General features: G+C 29.7%; 28 protein-coding genes. 17 read left to right on the top strand and 11 right to left on the bottom strand.

The annotated features are described in order from the left end of the window. Nucleotides 1–332: 332 nt before the first annotated feature. The 3 genes from ACYPV9_RS11585 to ACYPV9_RS11575 all read left to right on the top strand — a co-directional run bounded on the left by ACYPV9_RS11585 (nucleotide 333) and on the right by ACYPV9_RS11575 (nucleotide 1730). Nucleotides 333–773 (top strand): hemerythrin domain-containing protein, encoded by a 441-nt coding sequence (locus tag ACYPV9_RS11585; RefSeq protein WP_459743913.1) that lies wholly within the window; start codon nucleotides 333–335, stop codon nucleotides 771–773. A gap of 152 nt (nucleotides 774–925) precedes the next feature. Further along, a complete protein-coding gene (locus ACYPV9_RS11580; RefSeq protein WP_299063845.1) occupies nucleotides 926–1375 on the top strand; it encodes a ferritin-like domain-containing protein in 450 nt (149 codons plus the stop codon). A 193-nt stretch (nucleotides 1376–1568) separates the two neighbouring features. Beyond that, nucleotides 1569–1730 carry a DUF1328 domain-containing protein gene (locus tag ACYPV9_RS11575; RefSeq protein WP_077811153.1) on the top strand — a complete coding sequence of 54 codons (162 nt, stop codon included), beginning with the start codon at nucleotides 1569–1571 and terminating at the stop codon, nucleotides 1728–1730. Between the two features lie 52 nt (nucleotides 1731–1782). Here the strand turns inward: ACYPV9_RS11575 and ACYPV9_RS11570 are convergent, their stop codons facing one another. Beyond that, the gene (locus ACYPV9_RS11570; RefSeq protein WP_459743909.1) at nucleotides 1783–2787 is read right to left on the bottom strand and encodes an App1 family protein; all 1005 of its coding nucleotides are present in this window, start codon (nucleotides 2785–2787) and stop codon (nucleotides 1783–1785) included. Nucleotides 2788–2988: 201 nt separating this feature from the next. On the opposite strand from ACYPV9_RS11570, the gene ACYPV9_RS11565 reads away from it, so the two are divergent. Then, nucleotides 2989–3576, top strand: coding sequence for a hypothetical protein (locus ACYPV9_RS11565; protein WP_299063853.1), 588 nt, complete (start codon nucleotides 2989–2991; stop codon nucleotides 3574–3576). A gap of 71 nt (nucleotides 3577–3647) precedes the next feature. On the opposite strand, the gene ACYPV9_RS11560 is transcribed toward ACYPV9_RS11565, so the two are convergent. The 3 genes from ACYPV9_RS11560 to ACYPV9_RS11550 all read right to left on the bottom strand — a co-directional run bounded on the left by ACYPV9_RS11560 (nucleotide 3648) and on the right by ACYPV9_RS11550 (nucleotide 7924). Beyond that, nucleotides 3648–5939 carry a sodium-translocating pyrophosphatase gene (locus tag ACYPV9_RS11560; protein ID WP_459743906.1) on the bottom strand — a complete coding sequence of 764 codons (2292 nt, stop codon included), beginning with the start codon at nucleotides 5937–5939 and terminating at the stop codon, nucleotides 3648–3650. Between the two features lie 247 nt (nucleotides 5940–6186). Beyond that, the gene (locus ACYPV9_RS11555; protein WP_299063858.1) at nucleotides 6187–6714 is read right to left on the bottom strand and encodes an inorganic diphosphatase; all 528 of its coding nucleotides are present in this window, start codon (nucleotides 6712–6714) and stop codon (nucleotides 6187–6189) included. Nucleotides 6715–6883: 169 nt separating this feature from the next. Continuing rightward, complete coding sequence (locus tag ACYPV9_RS11550) at nucleotides 6884–7924, bottom strand: pyruvate dehydrogenase complex E1 component subunit beta (RefSeq protein ID WP_299064044.1); 1041 nt, start codon at nucleotides 7922–7924, stop codon at nucleotides 6884–6886. 239 nt (nucleotides 7925–8163) lie between these two features. On the opposite strand from ACYPV9_RS11550, the gene ACYPV9_RS11545 reads away from it, so the two are divergent. From ACYPV9_RS11545 to ACYPV9_RS11520, 6 genes are all read left to right on the top strand, one after another. After that, nucleotides 8164–9132 (top strand): hypothetical protein, encoded by a 969-nt coding sequence (locus ACYPV9_RS11545; protein ID WP_299063860.1) that lies wholly within the window; start codon nucleotides 8164–8166, stop codon nucleotides 9130–9132. Between the two features lie 85 nt (nucleotides 9133–9217). After that, nucleotides 9218–9964 carry an electron transfer flavoprotein subunit beta/FixA family protein gene (locus ACYPV9_RS11540; RefSeq protein ID WP_299063863.1) on the top strand — a complete coding sequence of 249 codons (747 nt, stop codon included), beginning with the start codon at nucleotides 9218–9220 and terminating at the stop codon, nucleotides 9962–9964. A gap of 103 nt (nucleotides 9965–10067) precedes the next feature. Then, nucleotides 10068–11024, top strand: a complete 957-nt coding sequence (locus ACYPV9_RS11535) for an electron transfer flavoprotein subunit alpha/FixB family protein (protein WP_459743901.1) — start codon at nucleotides 10068–10070, stop codon at nucleotides 11022–11024. Nucleotides 11025–11357: 333 nt separating this feature from the next. After that, nucleotides 11358–11969, top strand: coding sequence for a bifunctional nuclease family protein (locus ACYPV9_RS11530; protein ID WP_299063869.1), 612 nt, complete (start codon nucleotides 11358–11360; stop codon nucleotides 11967–11969). 15 nt (nucleotides 11970–11984) lie between these two features. Beyond that, nucleotides 11985–13742, top strand: a complete 1758-nt coding sequence (locus ACYPV9_RS11525; RefSeq protein ID WP_459743899.1) for a NupC/NupG family nucleoside CNT transporter — start codon at nucleotides 11985–11987, stop codon at nucleotides 13740–13742. A 140-nt stretch (nucleotides 13743–13882) separates the two neighbouring features. Continuing rightward, nucleotides 13883–14707, top strand: coding sequence for a thymidylate synthase (locus ACYPV9_RS11520; RefSeq protein WP_299063875.1), 825 nt, complete (start codon nucleotides 13883–13885; stop codon nucleotides 14705–14707). Between the two features lie 38 nt (nucleotides 14708–14745). On the opposite strand, the gene ACYPV9_RS11515 is transcribed toward ACYPV9_RS11520, so the two are convergent. After that, nucleotides 14746–15042, bottom strand: a complete 297-nt coding sequence (locus ACYPV9_RS11515; RefSeq protein WP_459743895.1) for an isoamylase early set domain-containing protein — start codon at nucleotides 15040–15042, stop codon at nucleotides 14746–14748. A 320-nt stretch (nucleotides 15043–15362) separates the two neighbouring features. On the opposite strand from ACYPV9_RS11515, the gene ACYPV9_RS11510 reads away from it, so the two are divergent. Then, nucleotides 15363–15854, top strand: a complete 492-nt coding sequence (locus ACYPV9_RS11510) for a dihydrofolate reductase (protein ID WP_459743893.1) — start codon at nucleotides 15363–15365, stop codon at nucleotides 15852–15854. Here the strand turns inward: ACYPV9_RS11510 and ACYPV9_RS11505 are convergent. Beyond that, complete coding sequence (locus ACYPV9_RS11505) at nucleotides 15847–16281, bottom strand: DUF6146 family protein (RefSeq protein ID WP_459743890.1); 435 nt, start codon at nucleotides 16279–16281, stop codon at nucleotides 15847–15849. The two genes, ACYPV9_RS11510 and ACYPV9_RS11505, sit on opposite strands and share 8 nt — an antisense overlap. A gap of 102 nt (nucleotides 16282–16383) precedes the next feature. On the opposite strand from ACYPV9_RS11505, the gene ACYPV9_RS11500 reads away from it, so the two are divergent. From ACYPV9_RS11500 to ACYPV9_RS11490, 3 genes are read left to right on the top strand one after another with little or no spacing between them, the layout of a single operon-like run. Beyond that, complete coding sequence (locus ACYPV9_RS11500; protein WP_459743888.1) at nucleotides 16384–17700, top strand: M24 family metallopeptidase; 1317 nt, start codon at nucleotides 16384–16386, stop codon at nucleotides 17698–17700. After that, nucleotides 17701–18261: a DNA-3-methyladenine glycosylase I gene (locus ACYPV9_RS11495; RefSeq protein WP_459743885.1), complete on the top strand. Its 561-nt coding sequence runs from the start codon at nucleotides 17701–17703 to the stop codon at nucleotides 18259–18261. It abuts the gene before it with no gap. After that, the gene (locus ACYPV9_RS11490; RefSeq protein ID WP_459743882.1) at nucleotides 18258–19013 is read left to right on the top strand and encodes a hypothetical protein; all 756 of its coding nucleotides are present in this window, start codon (nucleotides 18258–18260) and stop codon (nucleotides 19011–19013) included. The genes ACYPV9_RS11495 and ACYPV9_RS11490 overlap by 4 nt, the downstream gene beginning before the upstream one ends. A gap of 1 nt (nucleotide 19014) precedes the next feature. Here the strand turns inward: ACYPV9_RS11490 and ACYPV9_RS11485 are convergent, their stop codons facing one another. After that, a complete protein-coding gene (locus tag ACYPV9_RS11485; RefSeq protein ID WP_077811171.1) occupies nucleotides 19015–19221 on the bottom strand; it encodes a hypothetical protein in 207 nt (68 codons plus the stop codon). A 135-nt stretch (nucleotides 19222–19356) separates the two neighbouring features. Here ACYPV9_RS11485 and ACYPV9_RS11480 point away from each other — a divergent pair, with 135 nt between their 5' ends. Continuing rightward, nucleotides 19357–19743 carry a pyrophosphohydrolase domain-containing protein gene (locus ACYPV9_RS11480; protein ID WP_459743877.1) on the top strand — a complete coding sequence of 129 codons (387 nt, stop codon included), beginning with the start codon at nucleotides 19357–19359 and terminating at the stop codon, nucleotides 19741–19743. A 3-nt stretch (nucleotides 19744–19746) separates the two neighbouring features. On the opposite strand, the gene ACYPV9_RS11475 is transcribed toward ACYPV9_RS11480, so the two are convergent. From ACYPV9_RS11475 to ACYPV9_RS11460, 4 genes are all read right to left on the bottom strand, one after another. Beyond that, nucleotides 19747–20208 (bottom strand): DMP19 family protein, encoded by a 462-nt coding sequence (locus ACYPV9_RS11475; RefSeq protein ID WP_459743874.1) that lies wholly within the window; start codon nucleotides 20206–20208, stop codon nucleotides 19747–19749. Nucleotides 20209–20211: 3 nt separating this feature from the next. After that, nucleotides 20212–21273, bottom strand: a complete 1062-nt coding sequence (locus ACYPV9_RS11470; protein ID WP_299063906.1) for a VOC family protein — start codon at nucleotides 21271–21273, stop codon at nucleotides 20212–20214. Nucleotides 21274–21487: 214 nt separating this feature from the next. Next, a complete protein-coding gene (locus tag ACYPV9_RS11465) occupies nucleotides 21488–23305 on the bottom strand; it encodes a Xaa-Pro dipeptidyl-peptidase (protein WP_459743870.1) in 1818 nt (605 codons plus the stop codon). 10 nt (nucleotides 23306–23315) lie between these two features. Further along, nucleotides 23316–25229, bottom strand: coding sequence for a CocE/NonD family hydrolase (locus ACYPV9_RS11460; RefSeq protein WP_459743868.1), 1914 nt, complete (start codon nucleotides 25227–25229; stop codon nucleotides 23316–23318). A gap of 183 nt (nucleotides 25230–25412) precedes the next feature. Between ACYPV9_RS11460 and ACYPV9_RS11455 the strand changes: the two genes are divergently transcribed. Continuing rightward, nucleotides 25413–25772 carry a dihydroorotase gene (locus ACYPV9_RS11455; protein WP_459743865.1) on the top strand — a complete coding sequence of 120 codons (360 nt, stop codon included), beginning with the start codon at nucleotides 25413–25415 and terminating at the stop codon, nucleotides 25770–25772. A 94-nt stretch (nucleotides 25773–25866) separates the two neighbouring features. Continuing rightward, nucleotides 25867–26595 (top strand): DJ-1/PfpI family protein, encoded by a 729-nt coding sequence (locus tag ACYPV9_RS11450; RefSeq protein ID WP_299063918.1) that lies wholly within the window; start codon nucleotides 25867–25869, stop codon nucleotides 26593–26595. Nucleotides 26596–26704: the final 109 nt, after the last annotated feature.

The raw sequence follows: 26704 nt of genomic DNA, 5'->3' as shown, positions 1-26704 counted from the left end.
GTTTTTTTATAGTTCTATTACAATAGGTAACTTTTTTCTAAATTGGTTGGAGTAAAATTTTAAAAACAAATTCTTTTTGAAGTTCTGTAAGAAATTCTAAGAAATTAATACACCAATCAAACAGAACAAAACACTTAGTATTTTTAGCATTTCCAAAACCTACAATTATATCAATTGCAATCATTGTAGTATCGTTTAAATTACTGAAAGTCTTTTGTTTATAATGCTGGCTTAAACTTATATATAATTCATATCGATTAATACTTTTATGAAAAGAGCTAAAAAATTTTCGATTTCGGCTGTAATTTTGAGTAACCAAAAAAAAATATATCATGAACATTTACGAAGAAATAAGGATAGACCACGACAAGCAAAGAGAACTTTTAGACAAATTAGTTGATACTTCTGGTGATTCGAAATTAAGAGATCAATTATTTAAAGAACTAAAAGAAGAGTTAGAAGTACACGCAAATGCAGAAGAACGCCATTTTTACAAGCCTTTAATTTCTAATGATATGATGCAAGAAAAAGCAAGACACGGTATTGCAGAGCATCATGAGATAGATGAGTTGATAGAAAAATTAGAAGAAACAGATTATGATTCTTCAGCCTGGTTAAAAACAGCAAAGGATTTAAAAGAAAAAGTAGAACATCATTTAGAAGATGAAGAGCATCAATTTTTTCAATTATCTGGTAAAGTTTTTTCAGAAAAAGAAAAAACATCTTTAGCAAATAGCTATAGAAAGTACATGAAAGAAAACATATCATTATAAATTAATAAAACTCTAAAAATTTATAGAGTTAATTATAAAAGTATTTGAACTAATAGTTCTTTTAGATAAGAGTTAATTTTGTAATATAAAACAGATGTAAAGCGTTTGGCATCTTAAAACGAAACGAGCGTTCATTAAAATATTAAAAAGAAATGAATACTTACACACAAGAAGTTGGAGAGAAATTAAATGCACTTTTAGAAAAAACATACGATGCAGAAAAAGGTTTTAAAAAAGCTGCAGAAAATATAGAAAACAATTCTCTTAAAATATACTTTAATAAAAAGGCAGAAGAGAGATATACTTTTGGACATGAATTAAAAAAAGAAATTAAATCATTTAACCAAGAAGTAGATAAAGGTGGTAGTTTAACAGGAACAGCACATCGAGCTTGGATGGATGTAAAATCTTTATTCTCTTTAGATGATGAAGAATCTATGTTAGAAGAGGCAATTAGAGGAGAAAAAGCTTCTATTCAAGAATATGAAGACGTTTTAAAAGAAACAAGTTTGCCAAGTAGTACCAAAGAAGTATTAGAATCGCAAAAATCGATCATAGAAACGGGTCTTTACAATATTAAATCTCTAGAAGAAATTTCTTAAGATTTAAACTTTAGTTAGAACTTTAAAAAAGATGCTGAAAAGCATCTTTTTTTTATTTGAGATATTTTTTTACGCTCTATTTGAGTTAATAATCAATTTATTAGAGTTAAGTGTAATGCTATAAAGCACGTAAATTTGTAGTGTAAGAAATAGAAATATCTATTTATTTATTAACCATTAAAACTTTAAAATTATGTTACGTTGGACAATCACATTTGTAGTAATTGCATTAATTGCTGCAGTATTAGGATTTGGAGGAATTGCAGGAGCTTCTGCAGGAATTGCTAAAATATTATTTTTTGTATTTTTAGTATTATTTGTGCTTTCTTTAATTAGAGGCGGAGTTAAAAGATAAAATTAAAACCTTAATATATAAATAAACTGTTTAATTAATTTAAGCAGTTTTTTTATGCTATAAATTGATGTTTTTTAGCATGTATTATAGCCTCTTTAGAAGAATCAACAATAAAAAATTCGGTATCATTATAATTTTCTACCAATAATTTAATGCGTTCCATTTTTTTACTATGTTGTACACTTCTTAAATAAATAGCTTTTATTCTATTAGGATAGTTTTTAGTGATTTCCATATAAATATCAGCATCATGTTCACCAGCATCACCAATTAAAATAAACTTTAAATCTGTATAAGTTTTAAGAATATTTCTAATTTCGTTTTGTTTTTGCGGTTTTTCTTCTAAGGTTTTTTTCTTAAAAATACTACCAGCAGTTCTTAACAAAATGGCTCCTTTCGGAAAATTGTTTTTTTCAAGGAAAAAGTCTAAATATCTATATAAATTCCAAGGACTGTGGCTAACATAAAATAAAGGATTCGCATTTTTACCAGATATACCAAGATGTAATAAGTTGTAAAATTCTGCAGCACCAACAAGTACTTTCCTTTTTAAAGGAGATACAAAAAATGTATTTATAAGTACTCGCCATTTCATTTTAGAAATAACACCTGTATGTAATATAGTGTCGTCTATATCACTTATAATTCCGTAGTCTACTCTTAATTTAGGAATCAACATTTTACCCAAAAAGGTATTATTGTTCGTTATTTTTCTTTTGATATTAGAATCGGTAAAAGAAACTTCAAAGTTTAACCAACCTTCAATATCGGTTAAATTAGTTAAATTATTTAAGGTTTCAGATACTTCAAAATACCCTTTATAATCAGTTTTGGTAATAATTTTATGGTTATTAGGCAATAGAATTGTTAAAGATGTATTTCGAACCTCATCACTCTCAAAACGTTTCCAAGTATTTCTTAATAAGCTAAATATGTTATTTTTTTCTAGATTGATATTTTCGTCTTGTAAAGCTCTACCTCTCACGTAAAAATGTGTATCACTACCATAGCTCTGAAAAACAATTATTTGTAAAGGATCTTTACTAAAAAATGACATATAGTACTAAAATTTATATGGATAACTCAATTTAAACAAAAGTACTAATTGTCTAAGCCAAGTAATAATTTCAAACAGATTTTCTTACCATTATTTGAGTTAAGAAGAATTTTTTTTGAGCTAATTAGTACGGTTAAATCCTCTTAATTTTGATTTGTGCTTGAAAAGTACAACTTAAGTTTAACCAAAATTTTAAATATTATGAAAAAAATCATTATGACAATAATGGCAGCTTCTGTATTGTATAGCTGTGACGTAGACCAAACAAAAAAGGCTAAATTACCAGATGTTGATATAGATGTAGATACCAAAGCGGGTCAATTACCATCTTTTGATGTAGATTGGGCAGATGTAAATGTTGGTACAACAACAAAAACAGTTAAAGTGCCAAAAGTTGTGGTAGTAATGGAAGAAACTGAGGTAGAGGTGCCATATGTAGATGTTGATATGCCAAATGATGATGGTGAAATAGAAAAAGAAGAACAAACCTTAATGGTAGAAGTTGAAGTTACAGATAAAGAGCACAAGATTGATATAAAAGAGATTAGAGCAATGAATAATAATTTAGTTGTAATTTCTATGTTAGAAGAAATGGATCAATCTATTAACGATAAAAAGATGAGAATTTCAGATCAAATTACCTTAAACGCACCAGATTTAAATGTTAAGTATTATGTAGTTGGTGATAAGCCAGATAGAATTTTTAATACAAGATATAAGTATTTTAAAACTATTGAAGATTTAAATCAAAAAGTTGGTGATGATTATAAAGTAATTTATAAAAAATAATTTGATATAATATAGTACATAAAAAAAGCTGCAGTTAGTGCAGCTTTTTTTATGAATCCATATTTTGATGATTACTCTTTTAAGACAAAAATCTTGTTAACCTTATCGGTTTCTGTAACTTTTGCTAGTTTGTTATCGTTTGTCTTAAGTTTTATTTCTTTTTTAATCTCTTTACCTTGAATAGTGTCTTCTGTATGTCCGCCTAAAATAGGTGCTATAACCAAACCGATTAAACAAGTTAATTTAATTAAAATATTCATTGATGGACCAGAAGTATCTTTAAATGGATCTCCAACCGTATCTCCAGTTACAGCTGCTTTGTGTGCATCAGATCCTTTATATGTCATCTCTCCATCAATTTCTACACCAGCTTCAAAAGATTTTTTTGCATTATCCCAAGCTCCACCAGCATTATTTTGAAAAATTGCCCATAAAACACCAGAAACTGTTACTCCGGCCATATAGCCACCTAACATTTCTGCGATAGCCAGTTTATCCATACCGAAAGCTAAAGGAATAAATGCAATTACTAAAGGGAAACCTATAGTTAGTAAACCAGGCAACATCATTTCTTTTAACGATGCTTTGGTAGAAATTGCGACACATTTATCATACTCTGGTTTTCCTGTGCCTTCCATAATACCTGCTATATCTCTAAATTGTCTACGAACCTCTTGTACCATTTCCATAGCCGCTTTACCCACGGCATTCATTGCTAAAGCAGAAAAAACAACAGGCACCATTCCGCCCACAAATAACATTGCTAAAACTGGTGCTTTAAAAATGTTAATTCCGTCTATTCCTGTAAATGTTACATAAGCAGCAAAAAGTGCTAAAGAAGTTAAAGCCGCAGAAGCAATGGCAAAACCTTTACCAGTGGCTGCAGTTGTATTTCCTACGGAATCTAAAATATCTGTACGTTCTCTTACAATTGGTTCTTGCTCACTCATTTCTGCAATACCACCTGCATTATCAGAAATTGGTCCAAAAGCATCAATAGCTAATTGCATTGCTGTGGTAGCCATCATAGCAGAAGCTGCTAAAGCCACACCATAAAAACCAGCAAAAGCATACGAAGCCCAAATTGCACCAGCAAATAATAATACTGATGGGAAAGTAGAAATCATACCTGTTGCTAAACCTGCAATAATGTTTGTTCCTGCTCCTGTAGAAGATTGTTGTACTATTTTTAATATTGGAGATTTTCCTAAACCGGTATAATATTCTGTTACTGATGAAATAACTGCACCTACAATTAAACCTACAAGAGTTGCATAAAATACTCTCATAGAAGATATTTCTTGTAAGCCTTCACCAAAAAATTCCATTTGCATTTTTTCTGGCAACATCCAAGTAACTAAGCCAAAACAAGAAAGACCAACTAAAATAATAGAAGTCCAGTTTCCTTTATTTAAAGCACCCATAACTTGAGATTCTTTTGCATTGTTATCACTAATTTTTACAAGCATAGTACCGATAATAGAAATTATAATTCCAGCACCTGCAATTGCCATTGGTAATAAGATCGGGCCAATTCCTCCAAAAGCATCATTTATACTTCCGCCCATATCTTTAATAACATAATTTCCTAAAACCATTGCTGCCAAAACGGTAGCAACATAAGAACCAAATAAATCTGCACCCATACCAGCAACATCACCAACATTATCACCAACATTATCTGCAATTGTAGCTGGGTTTCTTGGGTCGTCTTCGGGAATACCTGCTTCTACTTTACCAACTAAATCTGCACCTACGTCTGCAGCCTTTGTGTAAATACCGCCGCCAACTCTTGCAAAAAGTGCAATCGATTCTGCTCCTAAAGAAAAACCAGCTAAAGTTTCTAAAACTATTGTCATATCTGTTGTAGAAGTCCAAACTCCTCCCATAAATTTTTGGTAAAAAACAATAAAGAAGGCTGTTAAACCTAATACAGCCAAACCAGCAACGCCTAAGCCCATAACAGTACCGCCGCCAAAAGAAATTTTTAATGCATTTGGCAAACTAGTTTTAGCAGCTTGTGTGGTTCTAACGTTTGTTTTTGTAGCTATTTTCATACCAATATTTCCTGCAAAAGCAGAAAAAACAGCACCAAATATAAAAGCGACAACAATTAAGATGTGAGTAGTTGGTACAATAAAAGATACGGCTGCTAATGCTATACTAACAATAACTACAAAAATGGCTAATAACTTATATTCTGCACTTAGAAAAGCAAGAGCGCCTTCATAAATGTGATCAGAAATTTCTTTCATTTTTCCATCTCCTGCATCTTGTTTCATTACCCATGTTTGTTTAACCCACATGTAGATTAAACCCAATACTGCCATTGCAATTGGCATCCAAATCATTAATGACTCCATATATTATATATTATTTGAATTAATTTAAAATGATCGTAAATGTAATAAATTCAATTTAAAGTAAAAAATATTTTAATATTCACATTTTTTAGTCTTAAAATTATGAAATATATAATATTTTTAAATATGGATTATTAAAGTGATTTTGATAAAAATTATGAGTTTTTAATTTTTTCTAATTTGATTGCAAAAAAAAACTCTTTAAGAAATTTCTTAAAGAGTTTTTAATTTTTACTTGAAAGTAAGATTATATTTTAAATTGATCTACTTTTTTGTAGTCGCTTTCTTCATATCTTTTTACAGATTCAGAAAATATTTGGTAAGCTTCTTTAGCATCTCCCCATCCACCAACATCTACTTTTTTCTTTTCTAAATCTTTATAAACTTTAAAGAAATGTTCTATTTCTTTTAATCTATGAGGATTTAAGTCAGAAATGTCATTTTTATTATTCCAAATTGGATCAGAAATTGGTACACAAATAATTTTTTCATCTGGTCCTTTTTCGTCTGTCATATGAAATACACCAATTGGTTTTACTTCGATAACACACATAGGAAAAGTTGGCTCATGACCTAATACTAATACATCTAATGGATCATCATCTAAAGCTAAAGTTTCTGGTACAAAACCATAATCTGCAGGATACATCATAGAAGAAAATAACATTCTATCAAATCGAATCTTATTCAAATCAAAATCATACTCATATTTATTTCTACTTCCTTTAGGTATCTCTATTAAAACATCAAAAGTCTTCTTATCTTCTGAACTCATAAATTTCTTATTTATCTTTTAAACTTATTGCAAAAGTAGTAAATCTTATAAGTTTTTCAATATATTTTATGGTGTATTTGCGCAATGGTTTTCGAACTTATTTAGAATTAAAAAATCCTTTTTTCAAATTGAGAAAAAAGGATTTTTTAAATTTATTTGGAATTATGTATTAAATATACATTACTTCTTTAACTGCTTTAATAACATCTTGTGCATTTGGAAGCCATTTTTCGAATAATACAGGAGAATAAGGTGCAGGGGCATCTGCCGTAGTTATTCTTTTGATTGGAGCATCTAAGTAATCGAATGCTTCATTCTGAATTCTGTATGTTATTTCTGATGCAACACTTGCAAATGGCCAAGCTTCTTCTAAAACAACTAATCTATTAGTTTTCTTTACAGAAGTTAAGATAGCCGCATGATCCATTGGGCGCACAGTTCTTAAATCTATAATTTCTACAGAGATATTGTCTTTAGCTAACTCATCTGCAGCTTTGTAAGCTTCTTTAATAATTTTACCAAAAGAAACAATAGTTACATCTGTTCCTTCTCTTTTAATGTCTGCAACACCAATTGGTATAATGTATTCTCCTTCAGGAATTTCCATCTTATCACCATACATTTGTTCAGACTCCATAAAAATTACCGGATCATCATCTCTAATTGCTGCTTTAAGTAATCCTTTAGCGTCATATGGGTTAGATGGTACAATAACCTTTAAACCAGGTGTGTTTGCAAACCAGTTTTCAAATGCTTGTGAGTGCGTTGCACCTAATTGTCCTGCAGATGCCGTTGGTCCTCTAAAAACAATAGGACAATTGAATTGTCCACCAGACATTTGTCTAATTTTTGCTGCGTTATTAATAATTTGATCAATACCAACTAAAGAGAAGTTAAAAGTCATGTATTCTACAATAGGTCTGTTGCCATTCATAGCAGAACCAATTGCAATACCTGCAAAACCAAGTTCTGCAATAGGAGTATCTATAACTCTTTTTGCACCAAACTCGTCTAACATTCCTTTACTAGCTTTATAAGCTCCATTATATTCTGCAACCTCTTCACCCATTAAGTAAATGCTTTCATCTCTGCGCATTTCTTCGCTCATGGCTTCACAAATTGCCTCTCTAAATTGAACTGTCTTCATTGAATCTAAATTATTGTTTGTTTTTTGATAAGCAAAAGTAAGGAATTTATGAGTAAATAAAATGTACTTTTATATCAAAAATAGAAGAATTTTATATTTTGAACATGTTTCCATATTTTTTTAGTAATCAAAAATTGTTTTTATTTCTTTATTTAACAATAAATTCATTTTTTGTTTTAAAATATTCCGATAGAATAACATTATTACCTAACTATGTATTTGTAATTATTTACAACTTGCTAGTTATTTCTGTTTTTTTATTTTTAAGTTACGCAAAAGTGTTTTTAAACACCATAAAAAAGATGAATTTAATTTTAATAAGTTTCTCTTTATTATTTTTTTCTCTTTTAATGTTTATTAATTTTAAAGTAGACGGTTTAAGTTTAAATACAGACAGGTGGTCTGCTTTAGAGGTTTTAATAAAAAGTGTTTTAGAAGGAAAATATCCATACACTATCTTAGATCATTTGGGTAATACTAGTTCTAACTTACCAGGTTTGTTTTATATAGGGCTACCATTTTATTTGCTAGGAGATGTAGGGTACTTGCAACCATTTACTTTTTTATTTTTTTCGATATTTATCATTCTTTCTAAAATTAAAAATAATCAAAAGGTTTTTATCTTTTTACTAGTTGTTCTTGCACCCTCCTATTATTGGGAAGTTATTGGTAAGAGCGATTTGATGAGTAATTGTATTCTAGTTCTCTTATTTATTATCATTTGGAAGCAAAAATTTAATAATAATATTTTTAAACATTTCTATTTACTAGCCTTTTTAACTGCATTATTTACATTAACTAGAGGTATTGTAGCGATACCCTTAATCATATTTATGTTTTCAGAATTTTTAAAAATAAAACTTTTTAACAAGTTGCTTTTTATTTTATGTTTTTTAATATCATTAACTATTATTTCATTACCCGTTTTTATAGATTTACCAAGTTTAGACGTAATAATAGAGCACAATCCTTTCAATCATCAAACACGTTATGCTCCAAAGATTTTAATTTTTATTTCTTTAGCATTTCCGTTTATTTTATCATTTAAAGTAAAAAATAGTAGCGATGTAATTTTGTTTTCAACTTATATTTTATCAAGCTTAATGTGTATAACCTTCCTTATAAATATTATTGACGAAGGTTTTTATGAAAATATACAGGGTAATTTATTTGATATATCGTATTTATCTATGATACTTCCATTTATTCTACTGTATTTTTTGGAAAAGTTTAAAAAAACAAACGATAATTTATCTTTAATTAATAAATAAATAAAAAAAATACTATGCATGCATAGTATTTTTTAAAAAAAAGCCGTAATTTCGTCAACAAGAAAAGAATATAAAATTATAATTTATGAAAATATTAGTTTGTATTAGTCACGTACCTGATACCACTTCAAAAATTAATTTTACAAATAATGATGCTGAGTTTGATAAAAACGGAGTGCAGTTTGTAATTAATCCTTATGACGAGTTTTGTTTAACAAGAGCAATGTGGTTTAAAGAAAAGCAAGGTGCTTCTGTAACGGTTGTAAATGTAGGTGGTGCAGAAACAGAACCAACCCTTAGAAAGGCGTTGGCAATTGGTGCAGATGATGCCATTAGAATAAATGCAGAACCAACTGATGGTTTTTTAGTAGCTAAAGAATTAGCAGAAGTTGTAAAAAATGGAGGTTTCGATTTAGTATTAGCAGGTAAAGAATCTGCAGATTATAATGGGCAAATGGTACCAGGGATGTTAGCTTCTTTAACAGATTTTAACTTTGTAAATGGTTGTGTAGAAATAGAAGTAGAAGGTACCAATGTAAATGCAAAAAGAGAAATAGATGGTGGTGCAGAAACTTTAGCAACAACTTTACCATTAGTAGTTGGTGGACAAAAAGGTATTGTAGAAGAAAAAGACTTACGTATTCCTAATATGAGAGGAATTATGATGGCACGTAAAAAACCTTTGCAAGTTGTAGAGGCTAGTGGCGCAAATGCATCAACCAACATTCAAACTTACGAAAAACCAGCACCAAAAGGAGCTGTTAAGTTAGTAGATGCAGATAATTTAGACGAGTTAATTAACTTATTACATAACGAAGCTAAAGTTATTTAAGGCTTGGTAAAAGTTTTACATTCTAAATTTTATCAAAAAAAATAATTAAAAATTCATTTTCTCGAGACAATTTATTGCTTTAGAAAATATAAAAATAAAAAATATGTCAGTTTTAGTATTTGCCGATTCAACAGACGGAAAATTTAAGAAAACTGCTTTTGAAGTAGTTTCTTACGGAAAAAAAGTTGCAGAACAGTTAGGTGAAAATGTTGTTGTTTTAACAATAAACGCTGCTGATTCTTCAGAATTACATAAATACGGTGCAGAAAAAGTTTTAGCGGTTTCTAACGATAGTTTAGCAACATTTAACGCAAAACAATATGCAGCAGTAGTGCAACAAGCAGCAGCAAAAGAAAATGCTTCTGTTGTAATTGTAGACTCTAGTATAGACGGTTTGTATTTAGCACCATTAGTAGCCGTTTCTTTAGAAGCAGGTTATGCGTCTAATGTTGTGGCAGCACCATCTAGTACAAGTCCGTTTACAGTAAAAAGAAAAGCATTTTCTAATAAAGCATTTTCTAATACCGTAATTTCTACAGATAATAAGGTAATTGGTTTAGCAAAAAATTCTTTCGGTATTCATGAGAGTCAAGTAGAAGGAACAGTAGAAGCTTTTGAAGCAGAAGTTGCTGCATCAGGCGTAACATCAGAAAATATAGAAAGAGTAACGGGTAAAGTTACAATTGCAGATGCAGATACAGTTGTTTCTGCAGGTAGAGGTTTAAAAGGTCCAGAAAATTGGGGAATGGTAGAAGAGTTAGCAGAAGTTTTAGGAGCTGCAACAGCTTGTTCTAAACCAGTTTCAGATTTAGGTTGGAGGCCACATGGTGAACACGTAGGGCAAACAGGTAAGCCAGTTGCTTCTAATTTATATATTGCAATTGGTATTTCTGGTGCAATACAACATTTAGCCGGTATCAACGCATCTAAGGTAAAAGTAGTTATCAACACAGATCCAGAAGCACCATTTTTTAAGGCTGCAGATTACGGAGTAGTAGGAGATGCTTTTGAAGTTGTACCTAAATTAATAGAAAAGTTAAAAGCGTTTAAAGCCGCTTAAAATAGTTTGGGCGTGCCCAAATTATGAACTAATAGCATTCATAAAAACCTATCATAATTTATTGTTTTGATAGGTTTTTTTAAGTTTAATAATTTCTAGAATCATAATTTCGTCAGGCTTTCGCTACTCGCTTTTTGTTTTGTTCCATTTTATTTCACAAAAAAAAGAGCTCACACAATAGCTCTATCCTTCACGCAGGCTTTATTATAACTAAAAAAGTAAAGTAAAAAAAATAACTGTTTTAACTATCTAATTTTTTAGTAAATTGTGCCCTTAAAAATTAGCCTAAAATAATATTATAAAAAGCTAATTTTATTTCCCGCAGAAAGATATATGAGTTTAATAAAACTAACCATAAAAGGAATTTCTTACAGCCAAACACAAACAGGTGCATATGCACTAGTTTTAAGTGAAATGGAAGGAAGTAGAACTTTACCAATAATAATTGGAGCCTTTGAAGCACAATCTATAGCCATAGCTTTAGAAAAAGAAATAAGACCACCAAGACCACTAACACACGATTTGTTTAAAACCTTTTCAGATAGATTTCTAATAGAAATTAAAGAGGTAATTATTCATAAATTAGTAGACGGTGTTTTCTTTTCTAGCTTAATTTGCGAAAAAAATGGAGTACAAGAAGTTATAGATGCAAGAACATCAGATGCAATTGCAATTGCAGTACGTTTTCAAGCACCTATATATACCTACGAAAACATTTTAGACAAGGCTGGTGTTTATTTAAAAATTGAAGAAGAATTAGGTTTAACAGACGATGTAGAAGATGAAATTACTTCTGAAATTGATACCATTTTAGAAGTTGATAAATCAGATTCTTATGCAGAAAAATCTATAACAGAACTTCATCAAGAATTAGACAAAGCAGTTGCTAATGAAAATTATGAATTGGCTGCAAAAATTAGAGACGAAATTAGTAAACGGTCTTAACAAGAAACTTACCATATGAAAAATATATTTTTAATTGCCTTTTGTTTTATTTCAATTTCAATTTTTGGGCAAGATCTAGAACAAGATTGGACGTTTAATTCCGTAAAAAAATCAGACGGAACATCTTTACTTCAATCAGAAGAAACTAAAGTTTTCTCATTATCTGATGGTAAATTTCAAGTTCCTGCTTATGCAGATAAAGAAGCTACTTCTGGTACCTATCTTAGACAAAACAACCTTATAATTTTTAAAGCTACATCACCAAAAGAAGAATTAAGATACTTTAATATAGTGTCTTTTGATAACGCAAGTTTAGTCTTGTCTGAAGGAGATGTTACATACACATTATCATCACCAGAATATACTAAAATAGTATTAGCAGAAACTGATAATGTAACACCAACAAAAAAAGTTGAAGAAGTAAAAGAAACAAATTTAGTTGCAGAAAATGGTGGTATTATAGAAAGCGGTGGTTTTACTTTAACTAGTTTTTGGCGTGGCGCATTAGGTATGTTTTCTTTAATTGTAATTGCTTTTTTATTCAGTTCTAAAAAGAAGGCTATCGATTGGAAAAAAGTAGGAATTGGTTTAGCATTGCAATTAATAATAGCAATAGGTGTTTTAAAAGTATCTTTTATTCAGAAAGCATTTGAATTGGTTGGTAAGCTTTTTATCGAAATCTTAGAATATACAAAAGCAGGAAGTAAATTTCTTTTTGATGGTTTAATCGCAGATATGGATACATTTGGATACATCTTTGCGTTTCAAGTTTTACCAACAATTATATTTTTCTCAGCATTAACATCACTATTATTTTATTTAGGAATTATACAGTGGATGGTGAAGATATTAGCTATTGTTTTATCTAAGTTTTTAGGGATTTCTGGTATGGAAAGTTTATCTGTTGCAGGTAATATCTTTTTAGGACAAACAGAAGCGCCATTATTAATTAAAGCATATTTAGAAAAGATGAATAAATCTGAAATGCTTTTAGTAATGATAGGAGGAATGGCAACAGTTGCTGGTGCAGTATTGGCTGCTTATATTGGCTTTTTAGGTGGTGGAGATAAAGAATTAGAACTGGTTTTTGCAAAGCATTTATTAGCGGCATCTGTAATGGCAGCACCTGGTGCAATTGTAATTTCTAAAATTCTATATCCGCAAACAGAAGAGGTAAATACAGATGTTACGGTTTCGCAAGAAAAAATTGGTTCTAATATTTTAGATGCTATAGCAAATGGTACAACAGAAGGTTTGCGTTTGGCTGTAAATGTTGGAGCAATGTTATTAGTTTTTGTAGCTGTAATTGCCATGATAAACGGTGGTTTAGGTTTGGTAGGAGATTTAACTTCTTTAAATGAAATCATAGCAAACAATACAGCGTATGATCAGTTGTCTTTAGAGTTTATTTTAGGATATGTTTTTGCACCTTTAATGTGGTTAATAGGTGTACCAACAGAAGATATGACACTAATGGGGCAATTGTTAGGTATTAAGCTTGCTGCAAGTGAGTTTGTTGGTTATATACAATTAGCAGAGTTAAAAAATGTGGCTAGCACAACGCATTTGGCATTTAATAAATCAATAATTATGGCAACTTACATGTTATGTGGTTTTGCAAATTTTGCTTCTATTGGTATTCAAATTGGTGGTATTGGTTCTTTAGCACCTGGGCAAAGAAAAGTATTATCAGAATTTGGTATGAAAGCATTAATTGGTGGTACAATAGCATCTTTAATGTCTGCTACTATTGCAGGTATGATTATTGGATAAAATGAGATTAACTATTTTAAATAGTTAATAACTTTAAAATATTATTTAAAAAGCTTCATAAAACCATTTGAAGCTTTTTTTATTTTTACACTTATTTATTTTAGAAAAAATAAATCTAATTAACACTTTACATCATAAAAATGAAACAATATCACGATTTAGTAAAGCACGTTTTAGAAAACGGAAACGAAAAAGGAGATAGAACTGGTACAGGAACAAAAAGTGTTTTTGGATATCAAATGAGATTTGATTTAAGTGAAGGTTTCCCGATGGTTACAACAAAGAAATTACACTTAAAATCTATAATTTATGAGCTTTTGTGGTTTATAAAAGGAGATACAAATATTAAATATTTACAAGAAAATGGTGTTAGGATATGGAATGAGTGGGCAGATGAAAACGGAGATTTGGGACCTGTTTATGGGCATCAATGGCGTAATTGGAATAGCGATGAAATAGATCAATTAAAAGATGTTATTGCTACATTAAAAGCCAATCCTAATTCTAGAAGAATGATGGTTTCTGCTTGGAATCCTTCCGTAATGCCAGATACATCGGTTTCATTTTCAGAAAATGTGTCAAACGGAAAAGCAGCTTTACCACCTTGTCATGCATTTTTTCAGTTTTATGTTGCAGATGGTAAATTATCATGTCAATTATACCAAAGAAGTGCCGATATATTTTTAGGTGTACCTTTTAATATTGCCTCTTATGCATTGTTTACAATGATGGTTGCGCAAGTTTGTGGTTATGAGGCAGGAGAATTTATTCACACATTTGGTGATGCTCATATTTATAACAATCATAAAGAACAATTAGAGTTACAATTGTCTAGAGATATAAGGCCTTTACCAAAAATGAAAATGAATTCGAATGTAAAAAATATTGAAGATTTTACGTTTGAAGATTTCGAATTGTTAGATTACAATCCGCATCCTCATATAAAAGGTAAAGTTGCTATATAAATAAAAAAGACTCTCAATTAAATGAGAGTCTTTTTTATTTATACAGTTAATACACTGTTTTCTGCGCCAGCATAATCGTTCCAAGAGAAACTATCTGCCTCTACATCATTTGTGTAGACACCATCAATTAAATATCTAAATTCGTATGAGTTATTGGCTTCTAAATCTACAGTAGTTTTAAAAGTACCGTTCTTTAATTTTTTTAAAGGAGTAGAAGCAGCGTTCCATTCATTAAAACTTCCTACTACAGATACGTTACTAGCTTCTTCTGGTGAAATAGAGAAAGTTACTTTGCAAACAGGTTTGCTTTTTAAAAATTGTTTTTTGATTGCCATAGTCTTTTGTATTTAAAAATTATTTCAAATTTTATAGTAAAAGTATATAAGTATAATAACATAACAAGCCTAAAATTAGTGTTTTACTAAAGAATTATCACTTTTGTAATTCTTATATATTTATATTGTAAAATCTATAAAATGATTCTTAAAATTTATTATTTATACAATCGGTTTTTATATTTTATAACTTGAAAATCAGTAGGTTTTAACGAAATCAATTTAAATTTTTTCTTGTATAATCGTAAAAAGACATAAAAAAGTGTAACTAAGTAAAGTTTCTCTTATTTTTGTACAAATTAAAAATCTATTCAATTAATATGATTACAGTTATAGCTGCAATTGCAAAAAATAATGCGTTAGGTAAAGACAATGATTTGATTTGGCATTTACCTGCAGATTTAAAAAGATTTAAAAAAGTTACAACAGGTCATTATATATTAATGGGTAGAAATACTTTCGAATCTATAGGGAAACCTTTGCCTAATAGAACCACAATAATTATTACAAGAAATAAAAATTATTTTAAAGATGGTTGTTTAATTGCTAATAGTTTAGAAGAGGCAATTGAAATGGCAAAAGAAGAAGAAAAAATTTTTATAATTGGTGGTGCTCAAATTTATAAAGAAACAATTGCTAAAAATTTAGCAGATCGTTTAGATATTACACTGGTTCATAAAGATTTTGAGGCTGATGTTTTTTTTCCTGAAATAGACCCCGAAATTTGGAGAGAAGATGCTAGAGAAGATTATACTGCTGATGAAAAAAATAAGTTAGATTACAGTTTTGTAACTTATACAAAAGTTAATTAATTCTTCCTGTTCTAAAACCACCGCCCAAACTCATTTTATATTTCCTTTGAGCAAATAAAAAATAGTTAAATAATTTGTAGTTTACTTCGTAGCCATAATCTGTGTTCGAATTGTAATCTATAATGTTTTCATAAATACCTTGATTAAAACTAGTTGGGTTTTGCGCTCGTTGATTCCAGGTAAGTACCCAAACTTTATTTCTTGCTTCTAAGTAATTTTGGTCGTAAAATCCTTCTGGTTTTGCAACACTAGCAAGGTAAGATGAAAAACCCGGATCTATAATAATTATTTCGTATTCTAAGCTATCATTTGCAATTACAACGGGTTCTTCTTTTGTGTTATTTTTAGAATTATTTAATGTTGAAGCACAAGAAAAAAGTACGATACAAGATAAAATTAGAAAAGAAGAATATTTTAAGATTTTCATAATCAGAGATTTTAATGTTAGTAAAGTTGCAAAAATTAATCTAAAATACATTGATTTTTAATTGATTTAACATTAATTTTATCCATTAACCAATCATAAGTTATGAAATATTTATTTCTATTTTTTGTCTTAACTTTTCAATTCTCACAAGCTCAAATTTTATCAGAAAGAGAAAGAGCAATACTAAAAGATAATTTGTTAGAAGATCGGTTTACCAATCTATTGCCGCAGTTAATGGATGCTGCAGATATTGATATGTGGTTATTAATTTCTAGGGAATATAATGAAGACCCTGTTTTAAAAACGATGTTGCCCGCCACTTGGTTAAATGCACGAAGAAGAACTATTATTGTTTTTTATAGAGATAAAGCTAAAAATACATTAGAAAGATTAGCGGTAGCAAGATATGATATTGGTAAAAACATAAAGTCTGCTTGGGATAAAGAAAAGCAACCGAACCAATGGAAAGCTTTATCGGACATCATAAAAAATAGAAATCCGAATAAAATAGGTGTTAATATTTCTAAACATTTTGCTTTAGCTGATGGTTTGATTAAAACAGATTATGATGAATTATTAGAAAATCTACCTAAAAAGTATGTTAATAAAGTGGTCTCTGCAGAAAAACTTGCAATTGGTTGGATTGAAACAAGAACTGTTAAAGAAATGAAATTGTACAAAAAATTAGTACAAATTACGCACAATATTATTGCAGAAACGTTTTCAGCTAAAACAATTATTCCTGGTAAAACAACAACAGAAGATTTGGTGTGGTACCTTCGTCAAAAAGTGACTGATTTAGGTTTAGAAACTTGGTTTCATCCTACGGTAGATATCCAAAGAAATAATGAAGTTTTAAAATCGCAGATAGCGTCTTTTTCTAAAGGAAAAGAAAAGAAAGTTATCTTAAAAGGCGACTTATTACATTGCGATTTCGGAATTACCTATATTGGTTTAAATACAGATTGTCAGCAGCACGCATATGTTTTAAAAGATGATGAGGATTCTGTACCAACATTTTTAGTAGATGCATTTAAAAAAGGAAATCGAGTACAAGATATTTTAACTTCTAACATGAAAGTTGGTAAAACTGGAAATCGAATATTAAAAGAATCTTTAATTCAAGGGAGAAAAGAAGGTTTGGTTCCTTCTATATATACGCATCCTTTAGGAATGTATGGGCACAGTGCTGGTACTACAATTGGTATGTGGGATTCTCAAAACGGAGTGCCGATAAACGGAGATTATCCTTTACATAAAAATACTGTTTACGCCATAGAGTTAAATACAACTGTAGCTTTAAAAGAGTGGAACAAAAACATTAGAATTATGTTAGAAGAAGCCGGTTTTTTTGGAAATAATATTTTTGGATATGTAAATTCTAGGCAAACAGAAATTATACCAGTTAAAATAAAGTAGATGAAAAATAGGTGTTTTTGGGTAACAGATAGTCAATTATATATTGATTATCATGATAACGAATGGGGTGTACCAGTTTTTGATGATGAAACACTCTTTGAGTTTTTAGTTCTAGAAACTTTTCAGGCGGGTTTAAGTTGGATAACAATTTTAAATAAAAGAGAAAACTTTAGAAAAGCTTTTGACAATTTCGATTACCAAAAAATATCAAAATATTCAGAAAAAAAATATGAATCTTTACTTCAAGATGCTGGCATTATTAGAAACAAACTAAAAATAAGAAGTGCAATTACAAATGCGCAATTGTTTATAGAAGTTCAGAAAGAATTTGGTTCTTTTTCTAAATTTATTTGGGCATATGTAGATCATAAACCTATTTTAAACAAGTTTCATAAAAGAGAAGATGTTCCAGCTGCTACCAAATTATCAGATACAATTTCTAAAGATTTAAAAAAACGCGGATTTAAATTTGTTGGTTCTACCGTAGTTTATGCTTACATGCAAGCTGTCGGTATGGTTAACGATCACACTACAAACTGTTTTAAATATCCAACAGAATGAAAATTTTAAAAGTACCTGCTAAAGATTTAAAAGCTATATTTTATACATTCAGCAGAAGAATAGGCATATTTGTAATATTTGTGTTTTTTTTATTTTTTGATAGTTTATATTTCGCAGAAAATATTACACACTCTCAATTACCCATTAATATTTTAATGTTAATAGGTTTTGTGGTAATGTACTTTAGAGCCAATAAAAGAACCCAAGAGTTAATGATTTATGCAGTAATTTTGGGCTTTGGAGGTGAGTATCTCTTCTCGAGACTTTTAAACATGTACACTTATCGATTAGAGAATGTACCCTTGTATGTTCCGTTTGGTCATGCTGCCTTATATGGTAGAATTTTTATGTTTAGTAAAGCGCCAATAGTAAGAAAATATCACGAAGCAATAGAAGAGCTTTTTGCTTTAATTATTGTTTTGTTAGCAACGGTTTATGTAATTTTCTTTAATGATGTGTTTGGTTTTGTAATGACTATTGTTGTCTTTTTACTACTATGGACACGTCCCAAAGAAAAATTATTCTTTTTTTCGATGTATATTTTAGTGGCTATTTTAGAAATAGGAGGTACGGCATTTGGTTGCTGGAAATGGCCAAGTACTGCTTTTGGTGTTTTCGAATTTTTACCAAGTAATAATCCGCCAAGTGGTATTAGTTTATTCTATTTTTTATTAGATATTGGTTGTTTCTTTATCTATACACAGCGTAATAGATTAGCTTGGAAAAGATTAAAAAATATAGAAAAGATATAAATTAGCTACCTGCTAATAATCGAATAGTTACAAATATAATGATTACCAAACTACCATAAATAAGTACTTTTTTACCTGCATTTTTGTAATACCTTTCATGACTTTTAATATCTTTTCTATAGCTATAAACCATTAAAGCAATAAAAGATAGAATAAAGAAAATCATAAAAATAATTCTACCGGTTGTAAAATAAGCACTTAAAAACATAGGTTATAATTTTTTGTAAAATTGAATAATTATTATTTTTTCTTATCTAAAATTTTTCGATACCTTGTAAAGATGTAACAAACATTTTAAGTTGCAAAATTACGAATTTATAAACTTCTAATAATTAAAATATATATGAAAGATAAAATTAATTCTGTACACGATTTTCATACTGCTTTTGGTGCCGGAATAAAAAATGAACCAACAGCAAATATTACAGAAAGTAGAAATTTACTTCGTTATAATTTAATGAAGGAAGAAAATGAAGAATATTTAGAAGCTGCCAATAATAACGATTTGGTAGAGGTTGCAGATGCTTTAGGAGACATGTTATATATTTTATGTGGTACAATTATAGAACACGGTATGCAAGATAAAATCACCGAAGTTTTTAATGAAATTCATAAGAGTAACATGAGTAAGTTGGGTGAAGATGGAAAGCCTATTTACAGAGAAGATGGTAAAGTTTTAAAAGGACCTGATTATTTTAAACCTAATATCAAAGAGATATTAGATAAGTAAATATCAATCAAAATTTGATATATTCTTTTCAACAAAATCTAAGGTTAACTTTACAATATCATCTTCATATTCATAAAAACGATGATCTAATTCATCCCAAAGATCAATATTCGATTCTTTTTGCATTAAGATACGTTGTCTTGTAGTTTGATTTTTCGGAACGGGAATTTGCGGAAATAGCATAATTGCTTCGGAAAGAATATCTATTGTTTTTTCCGCATTTATAGCTAAGTATGCATGAAATATCTCATGTGCAAATTGGCCTGCAGAACTAAAAAAGAACTGAATAAATCCGCCATTGGTAACATTGTTTTCTAAAATATCTATATAAATAAACGTTTTTTCAAATTCGTTTAAATTTTCAAAATTATCTTTTTCAGGTATTTTTTTACCGATAATTTCTCCAATTCTTGTAATTTTTTCAGAATCATCATTTAATAAAAGTGCAATTTCTGTTGATGTCATATGTTAAAATTTCACACGTTTTAATGCCATAGCTTTAATCATCCAATTTGGTAAAGGTTTTTTAGGATTTCTTTTTTTTAGATTGATATGAATGCCAAGTTTTTTAATTAGTGGTACTTTATTTGTTTCGATAAATTCGATTAGCGTACCATCATTATCTTCAATATATCCCCAATGGCCATTTGCATCGCCCATATTAAAAGACGGTTGGCTAATTACCTGAAAAGGAACTTCTATTTGTTTACATTCTTCTTTTAACACCTTTAAATTCTTAACGTCAAAACATAAATGAATGTAGCCTATATCTCCCCAATATCTATTTTTAAAGATTTTTGTTGGCTCGTTTTCTAAGCACTGAATAAGTTCTATTTCACTGGTTCCAAAAAACTTTGAAAAGCCACCAACTCGCTCTTTAGAATGTGTAAGTAAAATGCGTCTAAATTTTTTATCACCATTATTTAAGTCTTTAAGCTCTTCAAAAACATCAGTTTTATCGAAAATAACCTTATCATAGCCCAAAACGTCTTTGTAAAGTTTTAGCGAAATATCAATATTAGAAACTCCGATAGCAGCGCCAGAAATACCACCAACATCAATTTTTTTATTTTGATAAAAAGAAGTGCATTCTTTTATTTTTAAAATATTATCAAAAGGATCCTTTAAAAAGAAACCTTTTACACCTTTTGGGTCTTCTTTTATTTCTGATAAAATATTTTCGTTGCTGTTTTTTAATCGATTATATGTTTTTAAAATATTTTTTGTCTTAATAAACGGAAACTGGATACCTAAATCACCAACTTTAAATTTATTTTCTGGTTTAGAAGGTTTCCTATTTGTGTATTGCCAAATTTCGTAACCGCCACCACCTTGCATATTTAAACCTAATAATGCTCTTTTCTTTCTTGATTGTCCGCCCATATATTTTGCCATATATGTTGCTTCGTTACTATCATCAAAAATCAAAGCATCTGCGCCGAGTTTTGTTGCGTACCATTTAAAAGCAGTATCAGCATTTTCTACACCAATACCAATTTGCTGAATACCGTAAATTAATTTTTCTTTCATTTTATATTTAGGTTGCAATTTTTGTAAACATATCCCCAATGTTTTCAGAACATACCTTTTCTTAAAGCTCTACTAAATTACTGAATCTATTCTGAAGTCTCTTTTATAAGTACGTAAATTTTTAGTAAAGAGTTTTCTATCTATTAATTTTAAAAACAAAAAAAGTCTTGATAAATATTTATCAAGACTTTTAATTTGTGAGTAAAACAATTTTCTATTCTGTTGCTTTATCAAAAGCGTTTTTTCCGCCTACAATTGGTAACGTTATAGAAGTGCTATTTAAATCTACAGTTAGTTCTGTGCCTGGTTCTGGTAACAAAGTGAAATTATTATCACTAGAAAAAATCATTAACCCAATTTGTTGTCCTTTTTTGATAATTTGATCATCTGGTTGCAAATCAAAAGTCATCTCATAAAATTTACCTGGTTTTAAAGGGGTGCTTTTAGTTAAGGATTTGTGGTTTTGTAAATCTGCCCAACCACGAGTAATAATATTGTCTGTTATTTTAGCTCTTCTACCTTTGGTCCATGGTAAAGAAACTAGCCATATAGATAAGTTTACAGCTGGTTTACTACTAGATGCTTTAATTGTAATAGTAGATAAACCAGAAATGTGTAAATCTTCTTTTAAAACTTCAGAAACATAAATTAAACGATGATTCGTGTTTTCTGCTTGTGCTAAAATTTCACCTGAAAAAGAATAATTATCAACTAAAGTTTCTTTTGCATTAGATGAATTAGATGTTACTAATTTTCCTGCTTTTGGTGCACCAGATTTTAAATAAAGTGCTACTGGTTTAGCTTCCGGATTTGGATAGTCTTTATAAGGAGTTGGCTCTGTTCTTTTATCATTTTCTCTTACAATCCAAGCTTTTGCATCATTTTCTACATTATTTTGAATCCCATGTAAATATCTAGTAAACCAGCGGTTCATCATTTTCATTGGTGGTGGACCACCATGACCGTTTTGATGATAGAAAATTTGAGAAGGAAGTCCCATTTCTTTTGCTTTTGCATAAATTCTGTAACTATGCTCTGGCATAACATTCCAATCATTAAAACCATGCGACATTAATAGTGCAGCTTTCATCGGTTTCATATCGTTCAAATAATCTCTACCAGCCCAAAAATCATTATAATCTCCTGTTTGTCTATCCATTCCGTTAGCCAATTCTGTATCTCTAATAACTTTATTATTATGTGGTCTGTTTGCTTCTTTACCACTATGGATGTAATCGTACAAAACGTCAATATCTTCACCTAAATATCCGCCAGGAGATCTAACCAAACCGTTAGATCTGTAATAATGATAATAAGAAGTATTTGGGGCAACAGGTATAATTGCTTCTAAGCCTTTAACACCAGTTGTTGCTGCAGCTAACGGAATTGTACCGTTGTAAGAAGTACCTGTCATTCCTACTTTTCCGGTACTCCAGTATGCTTTTACTTCTTCATTTCCTTCTCTTTCGGTAAAACCTTTTGCTCGTCCGTTTAACCAATCGATTACTGCTTTTGGTGCTAAAGACTCATTGTCTCCTCCAACAGTTGGTGATCCATCAGATAAGCCAGTTCCTGGAGATGATGAATGCACAACAATATAACCTCTAGGAACCCAAGTTCTAATTTGAGAATTTGAAATTATTGGTCTTTTACCTCTTCTAACAACTTCTACTCTTGTTCTTTGTTTTTCTTTTGCGCCAATTTCATGTTTAACATCCCAAAATAAACCAGGTGTATCACTTGCTGTTCCTGCATAATACGGGCTAGATTCGTAAATAATAGGTAGTTTTAAACCTTCGGTCTCAGTTTGTAGAGGTCTAGTAACGTCAACATGCATTCTGTCAAGTTTGCCGTCTCCATCGGTGTCAAAGGTAGTTTCTACCCATAGATCTGTACGAATCCATTTACTTGGATCTTTAAAGCCTTCAACTATTTGTGCTTCGCCATCTTTAAAAAAAGGTTTCGATTTTTCTTGAGCACTAATTGTAAAAGCAATAAGAAAAACAATTAAAAATTGATGTATTTTTTTCATGTGTTATGATTTATTTTAAAACAGAAAATTCTATTGAAGAATCTGTAAATACGGTATGCGTTTGAGTTTTAAAATCTTTTTCATCTGCTTTGTAAATGTTATCTACATAAGTCTGCGGATTTAAATCGATTAAAGGAAACCATGTGCTTTGTACTTGTATTTGCAGTTTATGTCCTTTTTTAAAAGTGTGAAAAACGTCTTGTAATTTAATATTTACAGCAGTTTTTTTATTAGGTGTAAAAGGTTCTGGCTTTTCAAAACTATTTCTAAATCTTCCTCTTAATACTTCACTTCGAACCATTAAATGATAGTTGCTCATTTTTAGATGGTTTTGAAGTTTTTTATTGTCTTCTTTTACATTATCAGGATGTACATCTATAACTTTTACAACCCAATCTGCTGCAGTACCTGTAGTTGCTACTTTTAATTTTGCTAAAATATCTCCTGCTAATGTAAAATCTTCAGTTAAAACATCTGTTTCAAAAACCAATACATCTGGCCTTCTAGCAGCAAAACGCTGGTCGTCTGTCATGTATTTTCTTGGCGTAAAAACCGTTTTAATATCTTCAGAATATGGTACAGGATGTTTAATATCACTTATAAATTTAACAGCTTTAGTCGATCTTTTTAATGCTGTTAATTCTTGGTTTTCAGATAAAAACCAGTTTTCTTTAACAATGTTTTTTGGTGGCCAAGTATCATAAGATTTCCATTCTTTTTTACCAGAATCAAAAACATAAGCTTCTGGTAAACCAGAGTTTTTATCTCCGTTTCCTTTTAAGAAATGATTAAAGAATTTAGTTTCAATTTCTTTTTGAAATTTTAAAGAAATAGAATCTCCAAAATAATAATTACCAACATAATTTTCTACACCGGTTCTAGACCATTTACCATGATCCCAAGGGCCAAAAACCAACGTATTATAATTGTCTTTACCGTGTTTTTCTATGGCTTTGTAAGTTTCTAAAGGTCCGTATAAATCTTCTGCATCAAACTCACCAGCAACAACCATTGTTGCAACTGTAGATGGAACTCTGTTTAAATGCTGAATGATTCCTTTACTTTTCCAGTTTTCGTCATAATTAGGATGCTCAACAATTTCTTTCCAGAAAAAATCATCAATTCTATCTTTGTTTTCAGAAGAAGTTACATCTAATTTATCATATTGAAAATATTCATTTAAATTCTTTAAAGGCCCTTTGTCTAAGAAAAATTGATATTGATCTTTAGATTCCATTTTAGGAAAAGAATACCAAGCAGAATCTGTTGGTGTGTCTTTGTAAGTTCCGAACAAAGAAATTGCTCTAAAATAACTTAATAAAAAAGCTCCGTTATGATGAAAGTCATCAAAGAAAAAATCTCCGATACTTGCTTGTGGTGATGCTGCTTTTAAAGCAGGATGCGCATCTATTGTAGAAACTGTTGCATAATGTCCAGGATAAGAAATTCCCCAAGTACCAACGTTTCCATTATTATTTTCAACATTTTTTACCAACCAATCAATAGTGTCGTAAGTATCAGAAACTTCATCAGATTGGTTTGCTTTTTTATTAGGAATGTAAGCTCGCATGTTGTCATAAACACCTTCACTCATCCATCTACCACGAACATCTTGGTAAACCACAATATTGCCTTCTTTCATTAAATGAACGTTAGGGCCAATTTTGGTTTTCATTTTACCTTCTCCGTAAGGCGCAGAACTATAAGGTGTTCTTTGCATTAAAATAGGATATTTTTTAGAAGTATCTTTTGGAGAATAAATTGTGGTGTGTAATTTAGTACCATCTCGCATTTCGATGTCAACTTCTTTTTTTGTGTAATTTTCTGCAACATAAGAATCTTTTTTCTTTTCTTTTTCTGTTGTTTTCTCACAAGAAGTGATAATAAAAATGCTAAATAATAATAAGATAAATTTTGTTTTCATAATGATGATTGGTTTGTGGTTATAAAACTACAAAAACTTAACTTAAATTACTCTTATAAAGCAATTAAGAAACTTTCTTAAAATCATAATTATTTCTTAAAATTGATTACGTCTTCAAGTTAAATGTGGTTTTCTAGAGTTTATCTATTATTTTTGTATCTATAAATTTAAAAACTATAAATTATGAAAACTTCAATATTTACACTTGTGATGTGTTGTTTTTTGTCATTTTCTAATTTTGCTCAATCTAAAAGTGATGCTGTTAAAGTTGGTGATACTTTTACTGTAGGCAAAGTTGAAATGAATAATTATAAGCACATTAAATTTCCTAGAAACAACTTTATAATTAAAAGAGGTGGTATTGCAACGTACAAAAATGTTGTAAACAAAGAAGTGAAAATTACTTCTTTAGAAGAAAAAAAAGACGGTAGAGTGATAGCAACAATTCAACTAACATCAGGTCGTTATTTTTTTAAAAGCCACAAATACATTAAAGTAGATTTGAATAAGGCATTAACCTCAAACGAATTAATTGAGGGTTAATTATTATATTGTTAACTAAATTAAATTTGAAAAACTTTCTTCTTAGAAAGTTTTTTTTATGTTTTATATTGTCATTTCTTAGAATTTTATACTTATGAAAAATACACTTTTATTGTTTTTAATTTTTTTGAGCTTAAGTTGTACAAAAACGAAAGTAGAACAGGTTGATAAAATAGACAAACCATTACCAGCGTTAGTAGACGGAAGATATAATGTGGCTTTTCTTATTATGGATGGTACATTTAATACCGAACTAACCGCTCCGTTTGATATTTTTCAGCACACTATTTTTAGAAAAAATATAAAAGCTATGAATGTTTTTACAGTAGCAAATACAAATGAGGCTATCACAACATTCGAAGGAATGAGAGTTTTACCAGATTATAATTATTTAAAGGATAAATTACCTAAAATAGATATTTTAGTAGTTCCTTCCGCAGAACATCATTTAGACACAGATTTAGATGATACAAAAATGATAGATTTTGTAAAGTTAGCAGCTAAAGATGCAAGTTTTATTACTTCGCATTGTGATGGTGCATTTGTATTGGCTAAAGCGGGATTGTTAAATGATAAAATTTCAACAACTTTTCCTAGTGATATTGATAAGATGCGAGAAATGTTTCCAAACTTAGATGTTAGAAAAGAAGTTTTGTTTGTGCATGATGGTAAGTTAATTACCTCTGCTGGTGGCGCAAAATCGTTTGAAGCTGCATTGTATTTATGCGAATATTTATACGGAAAAGAAGTAGCAAGATCTTTAGCAGGTGGTTTAGTTATAGATTGGAATATCGAAAATGTACCGCATTTAATTGTTGATTAAGCAATAATTCTCGCTATTAAATTTCTATTTACTTGCGCATTTCTTCTAGAGGTTGTTTTTTTTCAAAAAATAGAAAAATTCTTTTTAAGTCTAAGCAGTTGACAGATTT

It is taken from the genome of Polaribacter sp. OB-PA-B3 (genome assembly GCF_054589375.1).
Note: the sequence above shows the minus strand (reverse complement) of the source record. Positions and strands in the feature narration are given on the sequence as shown.